Source organism: Nocardia albiluteola, assembly GCF_018860155.1.
Classification (GTDB): domain Bacteria; phylum Actinomycetota; class Actinomycetes; order Mycobacteriales; family Mycobacteriaceae; genus Nocardia; species Nocardia albiluteola.
The window spans coordinates 171,579-192,302 of record NZ_JAHKNI010000012.1; the positions used below are offsets into that span (position 1 = coordinate 171,579).

At 66.1% G+C, this 20,724-nt stretch carries 21 protein-coding genes and 1 pseudogene; 9 read left to right on the forward strand and 13 right to left on the reverse strand.

From position 1 onward, the window contains the following. Positions 1-99: 99 nt before the first annotated feature. Positions 100-1,035 carry a type II CAAX endopeptidase family protein gene (locus KO481_RS44105; RefSeq protein WP_215921954.1) on the reverse strand — a complete coding sequence of 312 codons (936 nt, stop codon included), beginning with the start codon at positions 1,033-1,035 and terminating at the stop codon, positions 100-102. Positions 1,036-1,333: 298 nt separating this feature from the next. Then, on the reverse strand, positions 1,334-1,492 hold the full coding sequence (locus KO481_RS30705; RefSeq protein WP_215921955.1) for a hypothetical protein: 159 nt from the start codon (positions 1,490-1,492) through the stop codon (positions 1,334-1,336). 446 nt (positions 1,493-1,938) lie between these two features. Between KO481_RS30705 and KO481_RS44500 the strand changes: the two genes are divergently transcribed. Together KO481_RS44500 and KO481_RS30715 are read left to right on the forward strand one after the other, a co-directional pair. After that, positions 1,939-3,168, forward strand: a complete 1,230-nt coding sequence (locus KO481_RS44500; RefSeq protein ID WP_215921956.1) for a sensor histidine kinase — start codon at positions 1,939-1,941, stop codon at positions 3,166-3,168. Further along, positions 3,159-3,791, forward strand: coding sequence for a response regulator transcription factor (locus KO481_RS30715; protein ID WP_215921957.1), 633 nt, complete (start codon positions 3,159-3,161; stop codon positions 3,789-3,791). The genes KO481_RS44500 and KO481_RS30715 overlap by 10 nt, the downstream gene beginning before the upstream one ends. 34 nt (positions 3,792-3,825) lie before the next feature. Here the strand turns inward: KO481_RS30715 and KO481_RS30720 are convergent, their stop codons facing one another. The 4 genes from KO481_RS30720 to KO481_RS30735 form a co-directional block, all read right to left on the reverse strand. Further along, on the reverse strand, positions 3,826-4,470 hold the full coding sequence (locus tag KO481_RS30720; RefSeq protein WP_215921958.1) for a response regulator transcription factor: 645 nt from the start codon (positions 4,468-4,470) through the stop codon (positions 3,826-3,828). A gap of 11 nt (positions 4,471-4,481) precedes the next feature. After that, the gene (locus KO481_RS30725) at positions 4,482-5,729 is read right to left on the reverse strand and encodes a sensor histidine kinase (protein ID WP_215921959.1); all 1,248 of its coding nucleotides are present in this window, start codon (positions 5,727-5,729) and stop codon (positions 4,482-4,484) included. 181 nt (positions 5,730-5,910) lie between these two features. After that, a complete protein-coding gene (locus KO481_RS30730) occupies positions 5,911-7,215 on the reverse strand; it encodes an erythromycin esterase family protein (protein WP_215921960.1) in 1,305 nt (434 codons plus the stop codon). A 238-nt stretch (positions 7,216-7,453) separates the two neighbouring features. Beyond that, entirely contained in the window at positions 7,454-8,362 is a 909-nt protein-coding gene (locus KO481_RS30735) for a sigma-70 family RNA polymerase sigma factor (protein ID WP_215921961.1), read from the reverse strand. A gap of 183 nt (positions 8,363-8,545) precedes the next feature. Between KO481_RS30735 and KO481_RS30740 the strand changes: the two genes are divergently transcribed. After that, positions 8,546-9,133: a cupin domain-containing protein gene (locus tag KO481_RS30740; RefSeq protein ID WP_215921962.1), complete on the forward strand. Its 588-nt coding sequence runs from the start codon at positions 8,546-8,548 to the stop codon at positions 9,131-9,133. A gap of 3 nt (positions 9,134-9,136) precedes the next feature. Then, the gene (locus KO481_RS30745; protein ID WP_215921963.1) at positions 9,137-9,487 is read left to right on the forward strand and encodes a DoxX family protein; all 351 of its coding nucleotides are present in this window, start codon (positions 9,137-9,139) and stop codon (positions 9,485-9,487) included. Between the two features lie 113 nt (positions 9,488-9,600). Here KO481_RS30745 and KO481_RS30750 read toward each other — a convergent pair whose 3' ends face one another. Beyond that, positions 9,601-10,962: a flavin monoamine oxidase family protein gene (locus KO481_RS30750; protein WP_215921964.1), complete on the reverse strand. Its 1,362-nt coding sequence runs from the start codon at positions 10,960-10,962 to the stop codon at positions 9,601-9,603. A gap of 329 nt (positions 10,963-11,291) precedes the next feature. Between KO481_RS30750 and KO481_RS30755 the strand changes: the two genes are divergently transcribed. Then, positions 11,292-11,960 (forward strand): DinB family protein, encoded by a 669-nt coding sequence (locus tag KO481_RS30755; RefSeq protein ID WP_308166822.1) that lies wholly within the window; start codon positions 11,292-11,294, stop codon positions 11,958-11,960. 46 nt (positions 11,961-12,006) lie between these two features. Here the strand turns inward: KO481_RS30755 and KO481_RS30760 are convergent. From KO481_RS30760 to KO481_RS30785, 4 genes and pseudogenes are all read right to left on the reverse strand, one after another. Then, positions 12,007-12,149: pseudogene (locus KO481_RS30760) on the reverse strand (IS256 family transposase); the annotation flags it as partial. Continuing rightward, a complete protein-coding gene (locus KO481_RS43475; RefSeq protein ID WP_245401704.1) occupies positions 12,149-13,990 on the reverse strand; it encodes a CDGSH iron-sulfur domain-containing protein in 1,842 nt (613 codons plus the stop codon). The gene KO481_RS43475 and the pseudogene KO481_RS30760, both read right to left, overlap by 1 nt. 51 nt (positions 13,991-14,041) lie before the next feature. Continuing rightward, a complete protein-coding gene (locus KO481_RS30780) occupies positions 14,042-14,683 on the reverse strand; it encodes a cysteine hydrolase family protein (RefSeq protein ID WP_215921965.1) in 642 nt (213 codons plus the stop codon). Positions 14,684-14,690: 7 nt separating this feature from the next. Then, a complete protein-coding gene (locus tag KO481_RS30785) occupies positions 14,691-15,017 on the reverse strand; it encodes a YciI family protein (protein WP_215921966.1) in 327 nt (108 codons plus the stop codon). Between the two features lie 99 nt (positions 15,018-15,116). Here KO481_RS30785 and KO481_RS30790 point away from each other — a divergent pair, with 99 nt between their 5' ends. The 3 genes from KO481_RS30790 to KO481_RS30800 all read left to right on the forward strand — a co-directional run bounded on the left by KO481_RS30790 (position 15,117) and on the right by KO481_RS30800 (position 18,068). After that, the gene (locus KO481_RS30790) at positions 15,117-15,449 is read left to right on the forward strand and encodes a winged helix-turn-helix transcriptional regulator (RefSeq protein WP_215921967.1); all 333 of its coding nucleotides are present in this window, start codon (positions 15,117-15,119) and stop codon (positions 15,447-15,449) included. 291 nt (positions 15,450-15,740) lie between these two features. After that, entirely contained in the window at positions 15,741-17,291 is a 1,551-nt protein-coding gene (locus tag KO481_RS30795) for an arylsulfatase (protein ID WP_215921968.1), read from the forward strand. An 87-nt stretch (positions 17,292-17,378) separates the two neighbouring features. After that, on the forward strand, positions 17,379-18,068 hold the full coding sequence (locus KO481_RS30800; RefSeq protein WP_308166823.1) for a class I SAM-dependent methyltransferase: 690 nt from the start codon (positions 17,379-17,381) through the stop codon (positions 18,066-18,068). Positions 18,069-18,180: 112 nt separating this feature from the next. On the opposite strand, the gene KO481_RS30805 is transcribed toward KO481_RS30800, so the two are convergent. Continuing rightward, a complete protein-coding gene (locus KO481_RS30805; RefSeq protein WP_215921969.1) occupies positions 18,181-18,915 on the reverse strand; it encodes an SDR family oxidoreductase in 735 nt (244 codons plus the stop codon). Positions 18,916-19,020: 105 nt separating this feature from the next. On the opposite strand from KO481_RS30805, the gene KO481_RS30810 reads away from it, so the two are divergent. Further along, positions 19,021-19,860, forward strand: a complete 840-nt coding sequence (locus KO481_RS30810; protein WP_308166824.1) for a LysR family transcriptional regulator — start codon at positions 19,021-19,023, stop codon at positions 19,858-19,860. Between the two features lie 209 nt (positions 19,861-20,069). Here the strand turns inward: KO481_RS30810 and KO481_RS44505 are convergent, their stop codons facing one another. Further along, entirely contained in the window at positions 20,070-20,669 is a 600-nt protein-coding gene (locus KO481_RS44505; RefSeq protein ID WP_215921971.1) for a helix-turn-helix domain-containing protein, read from the reverse strand. Positions 20,670-20,724: the final 55 nt, after the last annotated feature.

A 20,724-nucleotide genomic window follows, 5' to 3' on the forward strand; every position in this document is an offset into this window, starting at 1 on the left:
GACACGAAATACACTGCGGTGCAGCATCGATCGCAGATCGAGGCACGAACATGGGTATGGCCGCCCGTCCAGGCCGTCGACCGGGACCAGCCCGGCGGCTTACGCGCCCCTTGATTTTCGACCGGTTCCACGCAGTCCACGCCGATGACCGGCGCCGCTGATGGTGTACAGCGCCATGCCGCCGGCGACCATCATGATCGGCCACGTGATGAGGCTCAGCGGTCCGACGAACAGTGGATCAGGCGCGTGGTCCGACGCGGCGGTGAGCTGCGGCAGCGGCAGTGCGAACTCGTTCAACCCGAGGTGGGCTGCGACTGCGGGCCAGACCGAGTGCGTGCGGATCCGGATCACAGCGATAATTGCGCCCGCGGCGACAGCTACCGCGACGGCAGTGGGGATCGCGACGTAGAGCGGGTGGCCGGGGTAGCTTCCGCCCAGCGCGGTCATAGGCAAATGCCACAGACCCCAGAGCACGCCGCCAACGCAGATGCCCGTGACGGTACCGAAGCGAAGTGTCAACCGCGGCATCATGTATCCCTGCCAGCCGATCTCTTCGCCGAGATAGAGGGGCAGCGAGACAATCGCCGACAACGGCAGAGTCAGCAGCGACCACGCCGACTGCGGCCATGCCGGCCGATACACGCCGGACAGCGCCGCGGGTATCAATCCCACCAGGGTGATTGCAACGAAAACGATACTCGCCCAAAGGCATTGGGCTACTACACGCCGCCGCGGGCGGGGCAGTCCCAGCGATAGAATTCGCGGCACGTCACGCCACGGATGACGCCATCGGGTCAGCAGGATCGAGACCGCGGCGGGAACGACCATCATGGTGAACAGGCAGGCCGCCACCAACGGTCCCGCGTGCTGCGACGGCGCTTCGCGCCGAAATCCCGTCAGCCACAACGGTGTTGCCACCAGCCAAGCACCGATGTAGGCCGCCGGCACGAAGTACCACAACTCCTTGACCGCTCGGCTGCGCGGATCGTCCCGCTGGTATCCGGGGGGTGTTCGCAATTCGTTCCTGTTCGTCACGCTCGGAAACGGTAGGCAGGTCAACGAGCTGGTGCGGTGACATGATCACCCCGCTCGAAGGTGGAGTCAGCTACACCGTCCCCTGCCAGTCCGAGGTGAGAGACTCACTGGAAGCCCGTTGACTCGAAGAAGAGCACGCCCCAGAGGACGAGGTGCCGAGGCGGGCCGACGGTGGTCATGCGGAACCGCCAGTGGTCATGAAGAAAGGGGACACCCTGTGCGGGTGCCCCCTTTGGGAAGTCGTCTCGGTGCGAGGCGCTTCGCGTCCGGTTGCCGGTTTTCGTTGGTCGCTGGCGTGTTATCCGGTCGACCCGGAATTGGGCCTCTGGGGACTGTTGTCGACCTCCGCGCCCAGGTATTTGATGCCGACCACGTAGGTCTGCTCCCAATTGCCGAAGTCGTTCATCATCGTCATGTCGGGTTGCCCGTTGGGTCCGATAGTGGTCTGAGGTCTCATTGTGCCGAGTCTCGAGGTGCCCGGGCATTCGGCCTTCACGCGTGCGGTCGAGTGCGGGCCTATCCAACTGTCGGTTGTGTAGCCGATGGCGACGCCAGTGCATTCCGCGCGGGAAGTCACCCGGTAAGTGTCCTCGGTGTCGTTGCGGCAGTTGAGGTCATTTTCACAGGAAAGGCCGGGGGCGATCTCCAGGGCCGCGGCCCGCGGGGCGAGGAACCCGACCGCGGTGGTAACCAGCGCGGTGAGGCACAGACCTGCCGCCAACCGGCGAACTGCAGCCGGACTATCTTTGTCGGCCCTGACGTGTCGACCCTTGATTTCGTTGCTGCTCATCACGATCGGCAACGTTAGGTACGGCACCGGGCCGATACCCGGTAGCACCCACCCCATTTGGTGGTAGTGCCAGCTACACCGTCACGGCCGGATCGGGATGAAAGACTCCCGGGGTGTCTGTATCAGTCGCTTCATGGTGGGATCGGATAGGCAATGGAGCCCGCGCCAGCGCAACCACTCTCGGAATAGGCCTGTACGCGATTATCGCAGTCCCCCTGTTGATCTACACGTCCGTTGCCTGCCTCGTGGGCATCGGATTCGTGCTCGTGCCACCGCAATTGTGGGTGCTCGGTCGAATCGCCGATGCCGAGCGGATCCGGCTGGCCCGTGAACTGGGCAGTCCGGAAGTACCGGCCGGCAGGCCCTTTCGGTGGCTACCCGCGCTCATCACCGACCGAACCGTGTGGCGTGAAGTGCGGTGGGTCGTCGCGATGCTTTTCGCCGGCATTGTCCTCGGCGCGGTAGGCCTCGCCCTCGCTGTGCTACCGGTGCTGAGTTTTGCGGCCATCTGGTTGTGGTGGTTGTTTCCGCAGGGCACTGTCCGGGTGGTGGCCAACGTGCCGATCACCGGATGGGCGTCGGCGTTCACCGTGGGAATCGTGCAGACGGTCGTCACCACGGCAGTGGCCGTCGCCTGTGTGCCGCTGATCGCGCGTATCGGCATGCAAATATCGGAAGCATGCCTACGGGCGGGAATGAACCAACAGTTGGCGCATCAGATCACCGAACTTCAACGCACCCGTTCCGGGGCGGTCGACGCACACACCGCTGACCTGAGGCGCATCGAACGCGACCTGCACGACGGCACCCAGGCCCACCTGGTTGGTCTCGCGATGCGGCTGGGTTTGGCGATGCGGGTCCTCAAGCGGGACCCCGAGGCAGTCGGCCCGCTGCTGGAACAAGCCCGCGACGGCGCCGAAGCCGCGATGAGTGACCTGCGGACAGTCCTGCGCACCACCTATCCGCCGATTCTCGCCGATCAGGGCCTCGACGGTGCGGTCGCCGCCGTGGCGGCACGCTGCACTGTTCCGACCCATGTGGAGATCGAGGTCTCTGGTGACATACCTGCCTCGGTGGAAGCAGCGGTGTATTTCGTGGTCGCCGAGGCACTCACCAACACCGCACGCCACTCCGGCGCGACCACCGCACGCGTCGAGGTGCGCAAGATCGGCCGGTACGTCACCGTCGAGGTACACGACAACGGGCGTGGCGGTGTCGACGAGTCCAAGGGCACGGGGGTGGCCGGCATGCGAAGACGGCTGGAGGCGCTCGACGGGGTTCTCACCGTCGACAGCCCGCTGGGCGGTCCGACCGTATTGCGGGCGGCGTGCCCATGCGAGTAGTGATCGCCGAGGACAATGTTGTACTCGCACAAGGGCTCGTGCTCCTGTTGCGCGAGGAGGGGCACGAGGTCGCGGCGGTCACCACCGACGGCCACTCGTTCATCGCTGCCGTCGCCGAACATCGCCCCGATGTCACCGTCGTCGATGTACGACTGCCGCCGACCTTCCGGCATGAAGGTATCCGCGCGGCGCTCGAGGTGCGCTCCCGCTTTCCGGGGCAACCCGTGCTCGTCTTCTCGCAGTACGTAGAGCACAGCTACGCACGCGATCTGCTGCGCGATGGCGGTGGAGTCGGCTATCTGCTCAAGGACCGTGTCGCACGGGTCGACGACTTCCTGCGCACCCTGCAACACATCGCCTCGGGCGGCACCGTGATGGACCCTGAAGTGCTCGAACAGCTCATGACCCGCCACGATCCGGTATCCACACTCACCGGCAGGGAGCGTGAAGTCCTCGAGCTGATGGCCCAAGGTTATGCAAACGGCGAGATCGCTCTACGCTTGCAGGTCACCGAGCGTGCGATCCATAAACATGTCGGCAATATCTTCGCCAAGCTCGACCTCCCCGCCGAAGACAGCGGCCACCGTCGAGTACTCGCGGTGCTGGCCTACCTCAGTCGTTAGAGCGGTCACAAGCGGCCGAATATACGGCCGGTGACTACGACTGCAACCAGGTCACCACGGCCAGCACGCGGCGATGGTCGTCGCCGGAGGGCGGCAGGTGCAACTTGGTGAAGATCGAGGAGACGTGCTTCTCCACGGCGCCCTCGGTGATCGTCAGCTGCTTGCTGATCGCCCGATTGGTGCGACCCTCCGCCATCAGCGCGAGTACCTCCCGTTCCCGCGGGGTCAGCTCGTCCAGCGGGCCGCGTCGCCGCCGGGCGAACAGCGCGGCGACCACCTCGGGATCGAGCACGGTGCCGCCGTCGGTCACGCGGCGGAGGGCGTCAGAAAGCTCCTCCAGCTTGGAGATCCGGTCCTTGAGCAGGTAGCCGACGCCGCCCAGGCCCGCCTGGGCGAGCAGGTCGGAGGCGTAGGTCTGTTCGACGTACTGCGACAGCACCAGCATCGCCGTGCCGGGCACCCGGCGCCGTGCCTCCAACGCGGCGCGCAGCCCCTCGGTGCTGAACGACGGCGGCATGCGCACATCGGTGACCGCGACGTCGGGCCGGTGCTCGACCACCGCGCGAAGCAGCGCCTCTCCGTCGCCGACCGCCTCGACGACGGTGGCGCCCGCCTCGACGAGCAGCCGGACGAGGCCCTCGCGCAGCAGCAGCGAATCCTCGGCCAGAACCACACGCATGAGCACCGACTCTATCGGGGGAGCGGTATCTCGGCGGTCAGCACCGTCGGTCCGCCCACTGGGCTGTGCATGTCGAGCCGGCCGTCGACCCCGGCGAGCCGATCGACCAGGCCGGCCAGCCCGTGCCCCTTCCCGAGGTGGGCGTCACCCACTCCGTCATCGGTCACCCGCAGCCACAGCGCGGTCGCCTCGGTGGTTACCCGCACGGCACAGCTGTCGGCCCGCGCATGCTTGGCAACGTTGGTCAGGGCCTCGCTGACCACGAAGTAGGCCGCGTTCTCCACGGATTCGGGCAGTCGTCGGCCGTCGAGCAGATCGCACTCGAGCGCGGTGTCGACCGGGCAGCGGGCCACGGCGGCGGCGAGCGCGGCGGCGAGACCGCGGTCGATCAGGATGGGCGGTGCGATACCGCGCGATACCGCGCGTAGTTCGGTCAACGCCTCGTGGCTCTGCGCGAGCGCCTCCTCGACCAATGTCTTTGCGGCGTCGGGATTGTCGTTCATGCGGCGGCGCGCCGCCTCGAGGTCCATGGTCAATCGGACCAGCCGCTGCTGCGGACCGTCGTGAATGTCACGCTCCACCCGGCGCAGCGTCCATGCCTCGGCCTGAACGGCGGCGCTGCGGCTCGCGGTGAGGTGCTCGGCCTGGGCCCGCAGCGCGGCCTTCTCATCGGTCAGCAGCATGCGGGCAAACCCGGTGTGCACCGCGGTCAGACCACGCAGAACAGCCGGGCCCGTGCCCAGAAACACGAGCCCCACCGCCAGGTTCACGATGCTGTTGGCCAGCAGGGTGTGCCAGCCCATCAGGTCGGCCAGCCCCTGGCTGTCGGGGTATCGGGGAACCGTCCAGCCGTAGATCGGATATAGGGTCCCCGCCACCGCCGCGGTCGTCCAGATCACCGCGACACTCCAGGTGAACACCGACAGCGGTGCGACCAGCACCCCGTGCGCCAGGTCGCGCCAGTACTGCCCACATTTCAGTGTTGCCCGCATCCGGCGCGATCCGAACCCGGCGCCGGCGGCGTATTGAGCCGACGGCAGCTCGTGCCCGGTCACGGCCGCCACTCGGCGTCGTTCCAGCGTGGCGAACATCCGGGCCATCCCCAGCGTGGCGAGCAGCGCGGGCACCCCGATCCACGCCACCAGCGTCCCGAGGCTCAGCGCCAGACCGCAAGTCAGCGTGACGAAACCGGCGAGGGCGACGACGATGCCGGGAAGCAGGTACGCCAGGTCACGTCGTGCCTGTGCGAAATCGAACATAGTGAACACGATCCTGGTTCCGTGTCTTGTTGTTCCATCCGGTAGCCGGTAAGGCCGTAGTGGGGCTACCCGCACCCCCGAACGGTCGGCAGCATCTCGGAGTGGCCGCACCCGTTGGTGCGCCAGGCGTGGGCGGGCAGCCCTCGGCCGGTCGAGGTGGGACTGATGCACGCCGAGGGCCTCACGGCCTGCATTTGTCGGCCTCGCGGACCTCGTGCAGGTGGACGAGGACGTCGAAGGAGCGGGCGAGCGCGATGCTCTCGGGATCGACGGGGTACTGCGTCCCGATCTCGCGCGTCGGCCGGACGGTGTCCAGCCAGGCACGCGCGGCGGCCGGGGCATTACGGATGTCGAGGTAGTAGTCCTGGTAGTGGACCTGGTCGAGGGTGTACTCGTTCGTGCCGGGTCCGGCGGCGCCCACGGTGAACTTCTTCCAGTCGCCACCGAGGGCGTTGTCCGAGGAGAGGAACGAGCCCCGGTCGAAGGTGGAGCCGATCGAGAGATAGTCGGCGCCCATCGTGTCGTGCAGGAATGATCCCTGTGTCTTGGGGTAGATCTTGGGATCACCGGGGATGTAGGCGACGTGGTCGTCGTGCGCCGACAACAGTACCTTGCAGCCGGTGTGCCGCTGCCACCACGTGACGTTCTCGGCCATCACTTCATCGCGGAGACGCTCGGAGCTGGCCAGCGAGTTCGGATCGTTGACGTCCATCGTGAGGAAGGCGGCGGTCTGAGCGATGGATCGGGCGTTCTGCTCGGCCCAGTCGAACGCTTCTCCGCCGGAACCCTTCAGGTCGCTGATCAGATCCAGGGCCTGCTGCGCCTGAGCGGCCAGCCGCTGTCGTTCCGCAAGCGGCCTGTCCAGGTATGCGAAGACGTTGTCGATCGGGCGCAGTCCGGTGTAGAGCTCGGTGAGCCGTGGTAGCGATTCCGGATGGTCGCTCTGCACGTACCCGGTCACTCGGGCGAAGAACTCGTCGCCCAGTGTGGGCGCGCCGATGTCATCGCCCATGAAGTGGACGGGGTGTCCGGGATGCTGGCTGTTGTACTCACGCATCCACTCGATGAGGCTCACGAACTCCTCACGGTCCCACGGAGAGCCAGTCAACGTCTCCTTCGCGATCGTGCGGGCGTCGCCAACACCCGTCTGGAGGTACTGGTCGATTTGCAGGCCCGCCGACCAGCTCAGCTCCAGGGCGAAGGTGGTGAAGCCTTTCTCACCCACCAGGTATTGAAAGACGCGCTGCTTCATGGTGAAGAGCTCATGCGAGCCATGGGTGGCCTCGCCGAGACCGACCACCGTGGCGTAGCCGATCATCTCGCCCAGGGCCCGCAGGTCGGCCCTGTCCGCCCCAGGCTCGGTCGAGCGCAGTGGGTGAGCCACCTGTTCCAGCGCGTGAACCACCAAGTCCTGCTTCCCGGCCGGCGTCGCATGGGTGGCCACGACGGCAATGCCCGCGCCCACCGCGACCACCGCTCCTATCACTGGCAGTTTCCACCGTCTGACGCGCTTCCGGTCCCTGGCCATCCTGTGTACTCCTTGCTTTGGGGTCAAACCTCACAGCAAGCGTCGCCCGCTGGTGCGTAGCCGCGCGCTGGCGGCAGCCACCGTCTTCTTCCTGGGGATACCCCCACCTCGACCCGCGTCCCGTCAGGACCGCCCATCCCGCGACCGCCACAGAAACGTCAGAACGCCGCCAGCTGGATCCCGTAAATGACGGCGCTCAACGGATGCCCGACATCTTGTCGGGATTCGTGACGGAGTAGATGCCGCCGATCCGGCGGCCGTCGGGAGTCATATCGAATACCACCGCGGCAAAGGGGCTGTTGCCGGAGAACACCAGCGCGCAGGGATCGCCGGCCACCGAGCGATACTGGATGCTCATTTCGTCCACGCGGTTCGCCGCTATGGTCAGCAGGGCCGCCGCGACCTCATCGCGGCCGTGTACCGGCCGCAGGCTGTAGGCCGGGCCCTTCCCGCCGCTGTCGGTCCACAGCGTGACATCGGGGGCGAGGAGCTCGAGCAGCGCGGACAGGTCGCCGCCGAGCGCGGCGGCGGCGAATCGCTCGGCGACCTGGGCATGGACCTTCGGATCGGCATGATGTCGCGGGCGACGGGCGTGGATATGCTGCCGCGCCCGAGTGGCAAGCTGACGGATCGCCTCGGGCGTGCGGTCGAGCATCTCCGCCACTTCCCGGTGACTGAAACCGAAGACCTCGTACAGCACGAAGACTGCCCGCTCGAGCGGCGACAGGGTTTCCAGCACGACCAGCACGGCCGTCGACAGTGACTGGATCCGCTCGACCGAATCCGCGGCCTGGTCCGAGGTGGCGAGCAGCGGCTCGGGCAGCCAGGGGCCGACGTACACCTCACGCCTGCGACTCAGCTCCGCGCGGCGGGCCAGCGCCCGATTCGCCGCGATGCGGACCAGGTAGGCACGCGACTTGTCGATGGGCGCGTTGCCGGGGTCGCGATGGCGCGCGGTCCACGCCAACCAGACCTCCTGCAGCACGTCCTCCGTATCGGCGACGCTGCCGAGCATGTTGTAGACCACCGAGAACAGCAATTCCCGATGGTCCAGGAACTGTGCCGTGACGGCGTCGGTAGCGCCGGCGTGTTCGTGCGATGTCATCTTCGTACCTCCTTGTCGACAGCACTGAGCGGGATCGACAGGCGGATGTGACATCTTCGCGGAAATTGTGCCATGCCTCACATCGATCGGCCTGGATGTCACACCTCCCGCCACAGCCAGGCTCTGTGGTGTCGGGCGGCGACGACCGATCGTCCCACCCGAATCGACGGAAAAGGAGTTTCAATGACCGCGGACATCGCATCGGATCGGGCCCTGCTCGTCCGGCAAGACGAGGCCGAACGGCTCGAGACCATGGGCGTGTGGCTGTACGCCGATCACGACATGACCGGCGGCACGATGAGCGCCAACCGGACGTTCCTCGCCGCCGGGACCGAGGGCCCGCCGCCGCACTACCACACCACCTCGGCCGAGCTGTTCTACATGCTGGACGGAAAGCTGCGGGTGCTGGCCGGCGAGGAGGTGCTCACCGTGGGCGCGGGCGACTTCCTGTTGATCCCGCCGCGCATGACCCACGCCTGGGCGGCGCCGGCAGAAGGATCGGCGGATGTGTTGATCGTGTTCACCCCCGGCATCGAGCGGTTCGAGTACTTCCGCCTCGGCGACCGCATCCGGCAGGGCACAGCGAGCGCCGAGGAGGTGCTCGGCGCCCAGGAGCGATTCGACAACTATTTCGTCGACAGCCCGATCTGGCGGCAGGCCCAGCGCGCTGACGACCGTCCCCTGCTCGCGGGGGAGCGGCAGCGTGCGGAGTTCCTGTCGAGCGAGGTGTTGCGGATGCAGCCGGGCGACGCACCGGACGAAGGGCGGTAGGCCGTGTTCATCGCGAGCATCGTCGTCTCGGTCCTGCTGATCGCCGTCTTCGTGCGGTCGGCGCTGCCGAAGTTGCGGCGACTGAAATCGGTCACCGCCACCGCCGAACAACTGCGAGTGCCGGTCGGATTGATGCATACCGTGGGCTACCTCGAGGCGCTCGGCTCGCTGGGACTCGCGGCGGGATTGGCCTACGCCCCGTTCGGGATCGCGGCGGCGGCCGGGCTGGCTCTGCTCATGATCGGCGCATCGGTGGCTCACATCCGTGGCAGCCTCTACACCACCGCCCCCGCGCCCCTCGTCATCGGCGCCGTAGCCGTGGCGCTGGCCATAATCGACGCGCTCAGACTCTGATCCGCGGCCGACCGGTGCCATCCGAACTCGTCGGGCTTCAGGCGGGTCGTCGGGGCAGGGTTCGGATGGCGGTGATGTAGACCATGGCCTCGTGGTGGTCGTGGCGGGTCTGGTCATACCGCGGCGAGTTCGTGCTGCAGCACTTCGCTTGCGGCGCGTTCACCCGAGCGAATGGCTCCGTCGACCCAACCGCACATGACGGCCGAGCTCTCGGTTCCGGCCCAGTGGATACGGCCGCACGGTTCGCGTAGTGCATGGCCGTACTGGGTCAGCACACCGGTCGGCGTGTGACTGAGCATTCCACCACCGGAGTAGCGCTCGGTGCTCCAGTCCTGCTCGACGTAATCGACTGGGGCACCGGCCTTTTCGCCGAATCGCGTGACCAGTTCGCGCAGTATCGCCGTCCTGCGTTCGGCCGCGTCGAGGCGGCCGATCTGCCGTGCGATGGGTCCCTCGGAAATGACGCACAGGACCCCGGGCCGCCCGGCGTCGGTGCAGCCGTCGATGGTGACGGTGGCCGGCGACCCTGGTGCTGCCGACTGTCCCGACAATCCGTCGCGCCGCCAGAACGGCTCGTCGTACAGGACGGAGATCTTGATGATGGAGCCACTGGGCACCCGCTGATGCAGGAACGAGCGATCGACCGGCAACATCGGGTCGTACCGGATCTGACCGGCGATCGCCAGGGGGACGGCCACGATCGCCCGATGTGCGCGCACCGTCGATCCATCCGCGTGCGCCGTCACCCCGGCGGCGTCCTGCTCGATGCGGTGCACCGGCTGCGACAGGTGAATCGAGTCGCCGAGCTCGGCCGCCATCGGCCCGTAGAGCGCGCCCATGCCCCCGACGGGCCGGGCGTCCTGGGCGCCGTCCTTGACGCCGAAAACGAAGTTCGGTCCACCTCCCGACGCCATCTGGTACAGCGCGAAAAGCATCGACACTTCCGAGGCGGCCGAGGTGTAACTGCCTGCGATGGCGGTCTCGAGCAGCTCGTAGGCGGGCTTGGACCAGACGGCGCGATCCAGCCACTGCGCCAGACTGATCCGATCCCACTTGCCGGCCTTCGGCGCTTCCCAGGGTGCCTCCAGCGGGATCGCCTTGCACATATGCCCCAGCTCGACAAAGGTCGCGCCGAGATTCATCGACGCCCAGGGGCTCATCGTCCACGGGATCGTGCCGGTGTAGCGGTACTGCTTGCCGTCGACGACCATCATGGCCTCACCGTCGGTGTACTGCCGGTAGCTGCGTACCCCGAACTCGTTCATCAAGGCCTGGATCCGGTCCTGTCCCGGCCCGATCCAGGCGCCGCCACGGTCGATCCAGCAACCGTCCGCGCGCACCTCGGTGAACGTGCGCCCGCCGAGCCGGTCGCGAGCTTCCAGCACCGCCACCGATCGCCCCGCCTGTTTCAGCCGCAACGCAGCTGTCAATCCCGCGAATCCGCCACCGATTACGCAATAGTCGAAGTCTGTCATCGAGAGCCGCCTTCGTCTCGGAGTTCTCCACCTGGTGACCATCGGGCCACGGCACTGCTCGTACCCGCGACTCCACGGATACGAACCACCTTCGATCAGGCCGACACTTCGAAACAGCAATTCTAGAGCAAATCGAGGAGTGTCTGGCCCGCGCCGAGAAGTCGCTGTTCGAGGACGGCCCTGCCGCGCTGTACGGCGATCGGCCCCACGGCCATCTCGGGCTAGGATTCGAGCTACGCTCTGCGCGCGGTGCAACAGGTCGGCGACATCCCGGACCCCCGCGACATGCAGATCTTGCGACTCGAGGCCGACAACCGCGCACTCAGCGAATGCTCGCCGAGGCCAGCGGCACGATCGACGAACTCGCCGACTTCCGGACCCGGCCCTTGCCGCAATCGCCGCCCAGCGCAACGAAATCCAGCGACTACGCATCCTCGACTCCGACCTCACCCACCCGCCAACTCCCCGTCGGAAGGTCATCCGACCATACTGACGGAATCACCACAGGCGCTGAACGCCGGTTGCTCGAGAGCATGCTCGACCGCAACCGGGCCGAGTTGGTCAACACTGTGCGCGGTCTGTCCGACCAAGACGCCCGCCGCCGCCTCGTCGCGTCGATGACCACGCCGATCGGATTGCTCAAGCACGCCGCAGTCGCCCAACGAATCTGGTTCCAGCACGTCCTGGCGGGCCTGGCCGAGAGCGAATGCGACGGCGGCACGACGCCGGGCGACGCCAGTTTCGTCGTCGACGACAACGAGACCCTGGCCGACGTGATCGCCGAATTCGAGCGCGCCAGCGAACGTTCCCGCGCGATCGCCGCCGAATTCGACCTCGACGAGATCAGGACACACCCCCGCCTCGGCGACGTCAGCCTGCGATTCATCTACCTGTTCGTGATCGAGGACTTCGCGCGTCACGCCGGCCACGGCGACATCCTGCGCGAGCAGATCACACGTTCCGCCCCGCCGAGCACCGGCGTTTCAGTGCAGCCCTGATCCGAACGAGGTCCGAAGTCCGCGGAGGGCAAAACTCATCGCGACGCGGCGCGTTTACGGCGCGCCAGCGTACCTCAGCGGCCTCGATCAGCTTGAACGCCATCGCGAGCCCGGTCCCTTGGTGACCCTGCTCCTCAAACGCACTGTCGCGAAAGTAGATTCGATGGGATTCGTCGTGCGCAGATTCCCTAGGCATTCATGCCGGTATCGATCCAATGTTCGAACGCCTCGACCCACTCGCGCGGCCACGCCTTGTCACAGGGCATGGTTCCGGCGCGCACCCGGCGCAGGATCTCCGGTGCGTGGCTGCGGACGTCGGCAAGCGACCACAGGTCCAAGGCGAATTGCATAGCGCGGCGATCGCGTTGCCGAAACAGCGTCTTGATGTGCCGCTCGAAGCTCGGCTGTGTACCGGAAGCGGGTAGTACCGGTGGCGGATCGGCGTCGGCTGACGTGACGAGTGCCGAGGGGCGGCACCCCGGCGGCCCCGCGGCGGTATTCCAATCCCAATGTGGGATCGGCATGTGCTGCGGTGGCTGCGCGTGGGACTGGGAATTCTCCACCGCCAAACGGGAGCCCCACTCGAGGTAGGACTGGAACGCAGAGCGGAACTCGGGGTCGTTGGGCAGGCCCGCCTCCCGGGCGGCCTGCAGCAGCAGGGACACCCACCGGCTGCGCTGCTCCTCGGTCAAGCATTTGGCGATGTGCTGAGACAGCATCCGCTCATATCCCCCGTACTGTCGGCTATAGGCGCGTGGGCCGCAGAACACTTCTGCGAGCCATTTCGCTACCCGCTCAGCATGATCGGCGGACATGGCGGCGAACAGCGGCGCCAGGAGCGGATCCGCCGGCACGAATTTCTCATAGAACAGCCGGGTCATCCTGGTCAACGCGGGCACCCCGCCCGCCCATTCGAAGATCGTCGGTTCGCAGTCGGGATCCGGTACCGGATCGCGGAATTCGGCGTACCAATGCATTCCCGAACAGAACGGCTTGTTCTTCGAGGCGCCGCACCGGCATAGCGCGAAATGCTCACGCGAGGCACCGGCGTTGCGCGTGGTGTCTCGTCCCGTTGCGTCCACCAGCTCAACACCGCCGACCACCCGGTACGGCCCATCCTTGGACACTTCGATGGCGGGTTCGCGAGTCCCGTGCCAGTCCACCGCGCCGCGCGCCGCAATCCCGTCCATCGCGTAGCCGAGCGCGCCGGAGGGGCAGTCCCGCACCGCGCGGATAATTTCGTCCATCCGGTCTCCGCTGGGTGCAACGAACGGTTCCTGTTGCGCTCGGAACACCGTGGCGAGCCGATCGGTGCACAGACCCGAATGCTGACACGTGCCGCGGTTGTCCAGCACCGTAAGTTGGTGCCCGACATAGGTATCGAGACGGTCCGGAACGCGATCGGGGTGTTTGTCACCGGAGAATCCACTGCGGGCGTGACTTCCGTCGCAGTACGGCTTGGATGCCGAGGCGCCGCAACGGCAGAGCGCCAGCTGCGGCCGTACCGGCAGCGGCAGGCCCTGCCAGTCGTGCAGGTGTCGCACGTTGGTGACCAGGTAGGGGCCGTTACGCAGACAGGCGATCCGGGTGGGCAAACCGGACATGAGAGCGTGCAGCGCGGTTGCTTGTTCGGTCTGTACGGCCTCGTCACCATCGCAGTCCAGCACCAGCTCGTGCAGTGCGGCGACCGGCTCCCCCAGCGCCATCAGGTCCGGCGACGCTGCCAGCAGGGACGTGGCATCGCATGCCAGTCGCCACAGCGCACCATCGGAATCCGAATCCTCGTGTTCGGGTAGGTCGGCACTTGCCGCGACGTCGCCGCCGGTCGTTGCCTGATGTGCCACCGCCTCACCGACCGCAGCCCCTGCCATCGCCCGCAGCGGCCGTAGCACGCGGTCGCGTAGTCGCGCAGCGACCGCGGAATCGGCTGCACCGCCTGCATTCTCCAGTTGCGCCGCCAGCGCTTCTGCCCGCCGCACCAGTTCACACAGCTGCGCAGCACCCGAGATGTCTTGGTCTTCGGTTGTCAATAGTTCAGCCTTTCGAAGGAACACCGTGGACGTCGTACACTGCGGCGCCGGTCAGTTCCGGGCCATCAAATCGATGAGGATCGCCGTGTCCACGGCAAGCGAACCGCCCGTGAATGCCAGTGCGGCAGCGGAGCGCTCGGCGGCCAGGCGATCACCTGCGCCGCAAGCGTCGGTGACCCGAACCGGGAGATACCCCAGATCGAGAGCGTGGCGTACGGTCGGTTCGATACCCACCTCCATGGCGATACCCGCGATGGCGACGGTGTCGATTCCGCAGTCGCGCAGTGCGATATCCAGCGGCGTCGATTCGAACGCCGACATCGTAATCTTGTCGAAGACCACTTCGTCCGGGCCTGGGGTCAGCTCCGGAACCAACTGATACTGCGGCGAGCCCTGGGGAAATGCGGAGTGCGCCTCGGCGGGATCGTCCACGTGCTGCCACGCCATTGCGGTCCGCAGTTGCGACACTCCTGCCGCAGCGACGGGCAACGACATGTGCCGCGTATAGAAGACTCGAAAACCGTTGGCCCGACCCGCATCACGTATCCGTATGCAAGCATCGACGATCCCTGGCCCGGCGCCGATCTGGGCGACGATGCCGACCTGCATGTCGTAGAACAACACCGCCATCCGAGCGGGATCGCAGGCATCCTCGACGGTCTGCGGGATGGTCAGTCCGTGGTAGTACCGCATCGTCTGCTCACTTGGTCCGGTCGTACGGTTCGCTCACGTCGACCGACGTATCCATCAGGGCTTCGAGCGGCAACGGGGCCATGACCGGAATATAGGTCCATTCCAGAAACCCCTTCTTGGTGAGCGGGAAATCCGCCACATAGCGCTTGGCATCCTCGACGCTGTCGACCTCGAACACGATCACTACACCCGATTCGTCTGCGCGAGCATAGTTTTCCCGGACGATGCCGGCCTTCCACAGCCGCCAGACGTTGGCGACCTCCTCCGGCAGGTACGGTGCGATGGTCTCCAGCGTGACGCCGGGTTTGAAGCTGTCGTAGGTGATGACCTTCATGGAAGTCCGCCTTCATATCCGATTGGTGTCAGAGCTATGCAAGCGAAATGATTACAGTGTTGCAAGAACGCACTTTTCAGTAAGTACGGAGGTCAGCAGGTGCCGACGAAGCGCTACCACTGCCCGGTGGACGTGGCCATCGATCTGATCGGTGGCCGGTGGAAGCCGGTCATCCTCGCCCACCTCAAGGAGGGTGTGCACCGCTACGGTCAGCTGCGTCGGCTGATGCCGTCCACCAGTGAGAAAATGCTCGTGCAAGCGCTGCGCGAACTCGAGGCCGACGGATTGGTGCAACGAACCACACTCGATACCGTTCCACGCCAGGTGCGCTACGAGCTGACCGAGGAGGGCCGCAGCCTGGCCCCCGTCCTCACCGCCCTCTACGAGTGGGGTCTGAAGCGTTGCGAACGAGCGGAAATCACCCTCGGCTGATCGACCTATCCCATAGGAGAAATACGCTGCTGAGGTGTGTCGTCCAGGTGCCGGACACTTGACACCGACTCCTGGTCAGCGCCACTCCACTGGAGGTGGGGCCACACAGTGGGGTGGCGAAACATGTTTACTGCCAAAGCTTTTCAGAATTCAATGAGTCCAGAAACAACCGGCAGCCGAATTCGACTCCAAACCACGCTGTCGCGGTGCCGGCCCGATGGCACACGCCCCGGCCGAGCGGCTGTGCGCTGACATGGTCGGGCGGGACTCACTCTTTGTGGGTGAGCTGGTGTGTGCTTTGATGATGCTTGCGCGTGCCCACAGCGCAACGATGCTGATAAGGCGTGGGCCTGCGCGGATTTTCTTTGCCGAGGACTTCGCCACCCCGGGTTTCGCTGCCCCAACCCAGACGATGACGTATCGGAAAAGGGGTTGATCTATATGGCGCCGCGCATTCGACCGAATATCGTCTTCATGCTGCTGGACAACGTCGGCTGGGGCGATTGGGGGTGTTACGGCGGCCAGACGCCTACCCCACGTATCGACGCCCTCGCGGCAGAGGGCACCAGGCTCACCAATTACACCGTCGAACCGCAATGCACCCCCACCCGCTCGGCCATCCTCACCGGCCGCCTGCCGGTGCGATCCGGAACCACGCAGGTGCCGCTGCTGCCGAAACCCTACGGGCTGTGCCCGTGGGAATACACGCTGGCCAACCTGCTGTCCGACGCCGGCTATGCGACGGCCGCATACGGGAAATGGCACCTCGGCGCGACCGAGGGCAGGCTGCCGACCGATCAGGGTTTCGACGAGTGGTGGGGACTGAAGAACACCACGGACGAGGCCGGTTACACCGGGTACGTCGCGTACCGGGAGTTACTCGACAGCGGATTCCCCCTGCCCCTGGCGATCGGTATGGGAGTCGGCGAATCCCCCAAACTCTGGGAAGCCAGAAAGGGTGAAAAGGCCAAGGCAACCGGCGACCTCGACCTCGAGATCCGCCCATTTCTCGACGAGAAAATCGTCGAGCGGGCCACGGAATACATTGCGCGGCAGGCGGCAGCGAACCAGCCGTTCTTCGCCTACATCGGCTTCACACACATCCATCCGCCCGAGCGGGTGCACCCGGAATTCGACCGGACGGCACCGCACCGGCTCGGCCTGTACGCCGACATCATCGCCGAGATCGACCATCGCGTGGGTCAGGTTCTCGACGCTATCGACCACGCCGGGATCGCCGAGGACACGATCGTCGTACTCTCCAGCGACAACGGCACAGGCGGAGTCGTCAGTGTCCCAGGTGGTTCGAGCGGGCCCTGGCGAGGAAATTTCTTCACTCCACCCTATGAGGGCTCATACCGGGTACCGGCGATCATCCGCTGGCCGGGCCATGTGCCTGCCGGACGCGTGAGCAACGACATGCTGGCCGGCCTCGACTGGCTGCCGACCTTGGCCGGGATGCTCGGCGAGTCCGGCCGCGTCCCCCGCGACAGGCCCATCGACGGCCTCGATGCCTCGGCGTTCCTGACCGGCCAGACCGAGAAGTCGCCACGCAGATACGTCGCGTTGTTCGGGCTCGACGACCAGCTGATGTCGGTGAAGGTGGGCTACGGCAAAGTCGTGTTCCGCTACACCGAAGGAATAGACAAACCAATAGTCGAACCGTACTTCCCACAGGTGTTCGACCTGAGCAGTGACCCGCACGAAGACTACAACCTGGCCGACACCAAAATGGACTGCACCTGGATGTTGTTCCTGGCCGGCGCAGTCATCGCGGACTATCAGAAAAGTATCGAGCAGTACCGCAATATCGAGACCGGAGAAGACTTCACCGGCTACTGACATAATGACGGCCCGATGGCATCTGCCTGGACGTCTCGGGAGTAGTTGTGTAACCGGCCGGATGTCCCTAGGCGTAACGTCGAGTCTGTGAGCAGTGGCGCCGTACCGGCGGCAGGTGTGAAGGGCTCGGACCTGTGGGCCCGGACTTTCGCGGCGCTCTACGACCCGCTGCTGTGGATGGGCGAGAAGGCGGGTATGAGCGCTCGTCGGCGAAATTTGCTCAGCCGTGCGAGGGGGCGGACTGTCGAGCTCGGCAGCGGTACCGGCCTCAACCTGGGGTACTACCCGGATGGCCTCGATGAGCTGATCTTGACCGAACCGGAAGCCGCGATGAGGACACGGTTGACGCGGAGGATGCGTCGCAGTCGACATCGCGCACGCGTGCTTGACGCATCTGCGGAACAATTGCCGTTCGCGGATGGAACCGTGAATACGGTCGTCTCAACGCTCGTGTTGTGCACTGTCGATGACCCTGATCCGGTGTTGCGGGAGATCGGGCGCGTGTTGCGCCCTGGTGGCCAGCTGCTGTTTCTCGAGCACGTACGTTCCGAGTCGCCGCGACTTTCCCTGTGGCAAGACCGCCTCGCGGGCCCGTGGCGCCGGTTCGCGGAGGGCTGCCATTGCAACCGCGCCACCCTCGAACGGATCCGGGCGTCGGGGCTGAAGCTCGACGACGTGCAAGAAATGTCGTGGCGGGGAATGCCCCCGATTGTTCGACCGCTGATCACGGGTGTGGCCACCAAGCCATCTCCGACGCGTCCGCCCTCGCCGGGCTGATGGTGTTCTTCGGCGAACACCTCTCCACCACTAGGTAACCCGGCGAACGCACTCATTTGCCACATACCGCGCTGACCGAGCCGACAGCGCGGGGCATCGGCCGGTGTGGCTGCTACCAGGGCACTGTTCCGGCGTCGTCGAAGAATCCACCGGTCGGTCCGTCGTCGGGCAGGGTCGCGAGGCGAATCGCGATGGCCGCGCCCTGTTGCGGTGTACGGTCGCCGCTGAAACCGGTGAAGTCGGTGGCGGTCAAACCGGGACAGCCGGAGTTGATCAGGATGTTGGTATCACTCAGTTCCTTGACGTACTGGATGGTGACGGCGTTGAGGAAGGTCTTCGACGCCAAATAGGCAGCAGGAACCGGGCCCATGTCGATGCCGGGTGTGGTTTGCAGGGCGAGCGAGCCGACGCTGCTGGACATGTTGACGATCCGCGGTGAGGCCGAGGCGCGCAGCATCGGCAGCATCGCGTTGGTGACGCGGATGACCCCGATCACGTTGGTTTCCACGATAGCTCGCACGGTCGCGGGATCGACCGTGGTCGGTGTCTGCGGCATATCGCCGGTGACGCCGTTGATCGCGGCATTGTTCACCAGGACGTCGAGCCCTCCGGCATGGTCGGCAATCAATTCGGCTGCCGCGGCCACACTTGCGTCGTCGGTCACGTCCAGCGGCACACCGAACGCATCGGTACCTGCCGCGCGCAGCTTCTCCACCGCGGTGTCGCGGCGTTGCCGATCCCGCGCGCCCACACCGATTCGCCAGCCGAGCGCGCCCAGGCCAGCGGCGATCTCGTATCCGATTCCCTTGTTCGCGCCGGTCACCAGCGCGATCATCCGTTCACTCATGCCGTCGATCCTGCTGCGGTTCCGGGTGCGGCGTCCAAGACAGATCGGGTGGGCGGCGATACCGCACGAGTATTGATCGTGGTCAGCGCCGGATACCATGACCTGGTGGAGACGCGGGAGATGCGATACTTCGTCGCCGTCGCCGAGGAGTTGCACTTCGGGCGTGCGGCACAACGGCTCGCGATGGCGCAACCACCGCTGTCGCGGGCGATCCAGCAGCTGGAACGGCGGCTCGGAGTCGTTCTGCTACACCGCACTGCTCGCGCAATCACTTTGACCGAGGCCGGGGCGGTGCTGCTGCGGGAGGCCCGGATCGCGCTCGACGCGGTCGAAGCCGCCGAGCGCCGCACCCGCCGCGCCGCGGCCGACCAGCCGGGTGTGGTGCTGGCCACCAAGGCCGGAGCGTCCAGGGAACTGTTGTCGAAGCTTCTGGACGCCTACGCCGCTGAACCGGGCGCCGTGGCCGTCGAGGTGATGCTGTGCGGGCCCGGCGAGCCGGAAAGTCTGCTGCGCACCGGGCGTGCCGACGTTGCTCTGCTCCACCGGCCCTACGACACGACAGCCGGATTCGACACCGAGGATCTGCACACCGAACAGCAGGTGGTGGTCCTGCCCGTGGGTCATCCCCTCGCCAACCGGGCGCATCTGTCGTTGGCCGAGGTCAACACCCAGACGGACCTGCCTCTGCCGCGCTGGCCTGGACGCGATGGCAGCTATCCGGATGGCCCCGGCCCGCAGATCCGCGACCATACCCAACTATTCCAACTGATCGCGCTCGGACTGGCCTGCGCCGTCGTGCCCGAGTCGCTCCGAGACCAGCGACGCGACGACCACGCCATCGTGCCGGTGCCGGACGCACCGGCCGTCACGACCGTCATCGCTTGGCCACCACACAGCAGATCCAAAGCCGTTGCCGACCTCGTTCGCACCGCGACACGCCTCTAACCGACACCGCTGCTCGCAGCCAGTGGAGGTTGCGCTGGGCAGCAGCCGGTCCGGTCTCACGACCGTCGACCCGAGGCGGGCCGGCGCGTCGGCGCTGCGAGCGGTCGGGGTCACGGTGATGGCCACAAGTCACTGAAGTCGTTCTGCCACACCACATTCCGTCGCGTCGGCGAGTCGTGGAACACCTGCCGGGCAATGGCTGCGGCCGTTCAGGTTCTGCGTGAGATGACCATGATGTATTCGCAGGGGATGTCGGTCCGGTTGGCGAAGCCGTGGTCGGTGTCGGCCTGGAAGAACAGTGAGTCACCGGTCTCCAGAGTCTCGGTGATCCCGCCGAGCAGGACCGTGAGGGTGCCTTCGAGTACCACGAGTTGTTTCTCCGTACCCGGCGGATATGCGGGCAGCAGTCCGAGGGAGACTTGGGCGGGCAGATAGTGGACGACTATCTCGCCGGTTCCCGCGCCCGGCGCAGCCGACACCATGTGCCGTTCGAAACCGGTGTCCGGGTCACGGAAGATCGGGCGTTCGTTTTTGCGCATGACCACGGCCGCCCCGGACGCGGCGGTCGGCCCGCCGATCAGGTCCGAGAGCGACACGTCGAGCGCATGGGCGATCTTGGATGCGACGCCGATCGTCGGGCTCTTCTCGCCGCGCTCGACCTTGGACAGCATCGCCCGGCTGACCGACGACTGGATGGACAGCTGCTCGAGCGTCAGTTTCGCCTCCTCACGGCGTCGCCGCACGTTACTGCCGAACGCGCCGGCCGGGTCGTCACCCTGGTGTGGTTCGTTTGCGTCTTGCTCGACCACCGTGCTCCTCGATCGTTGGATATCTCGCCGCTCGCAGTGTAGTTTCTCCTAAAGA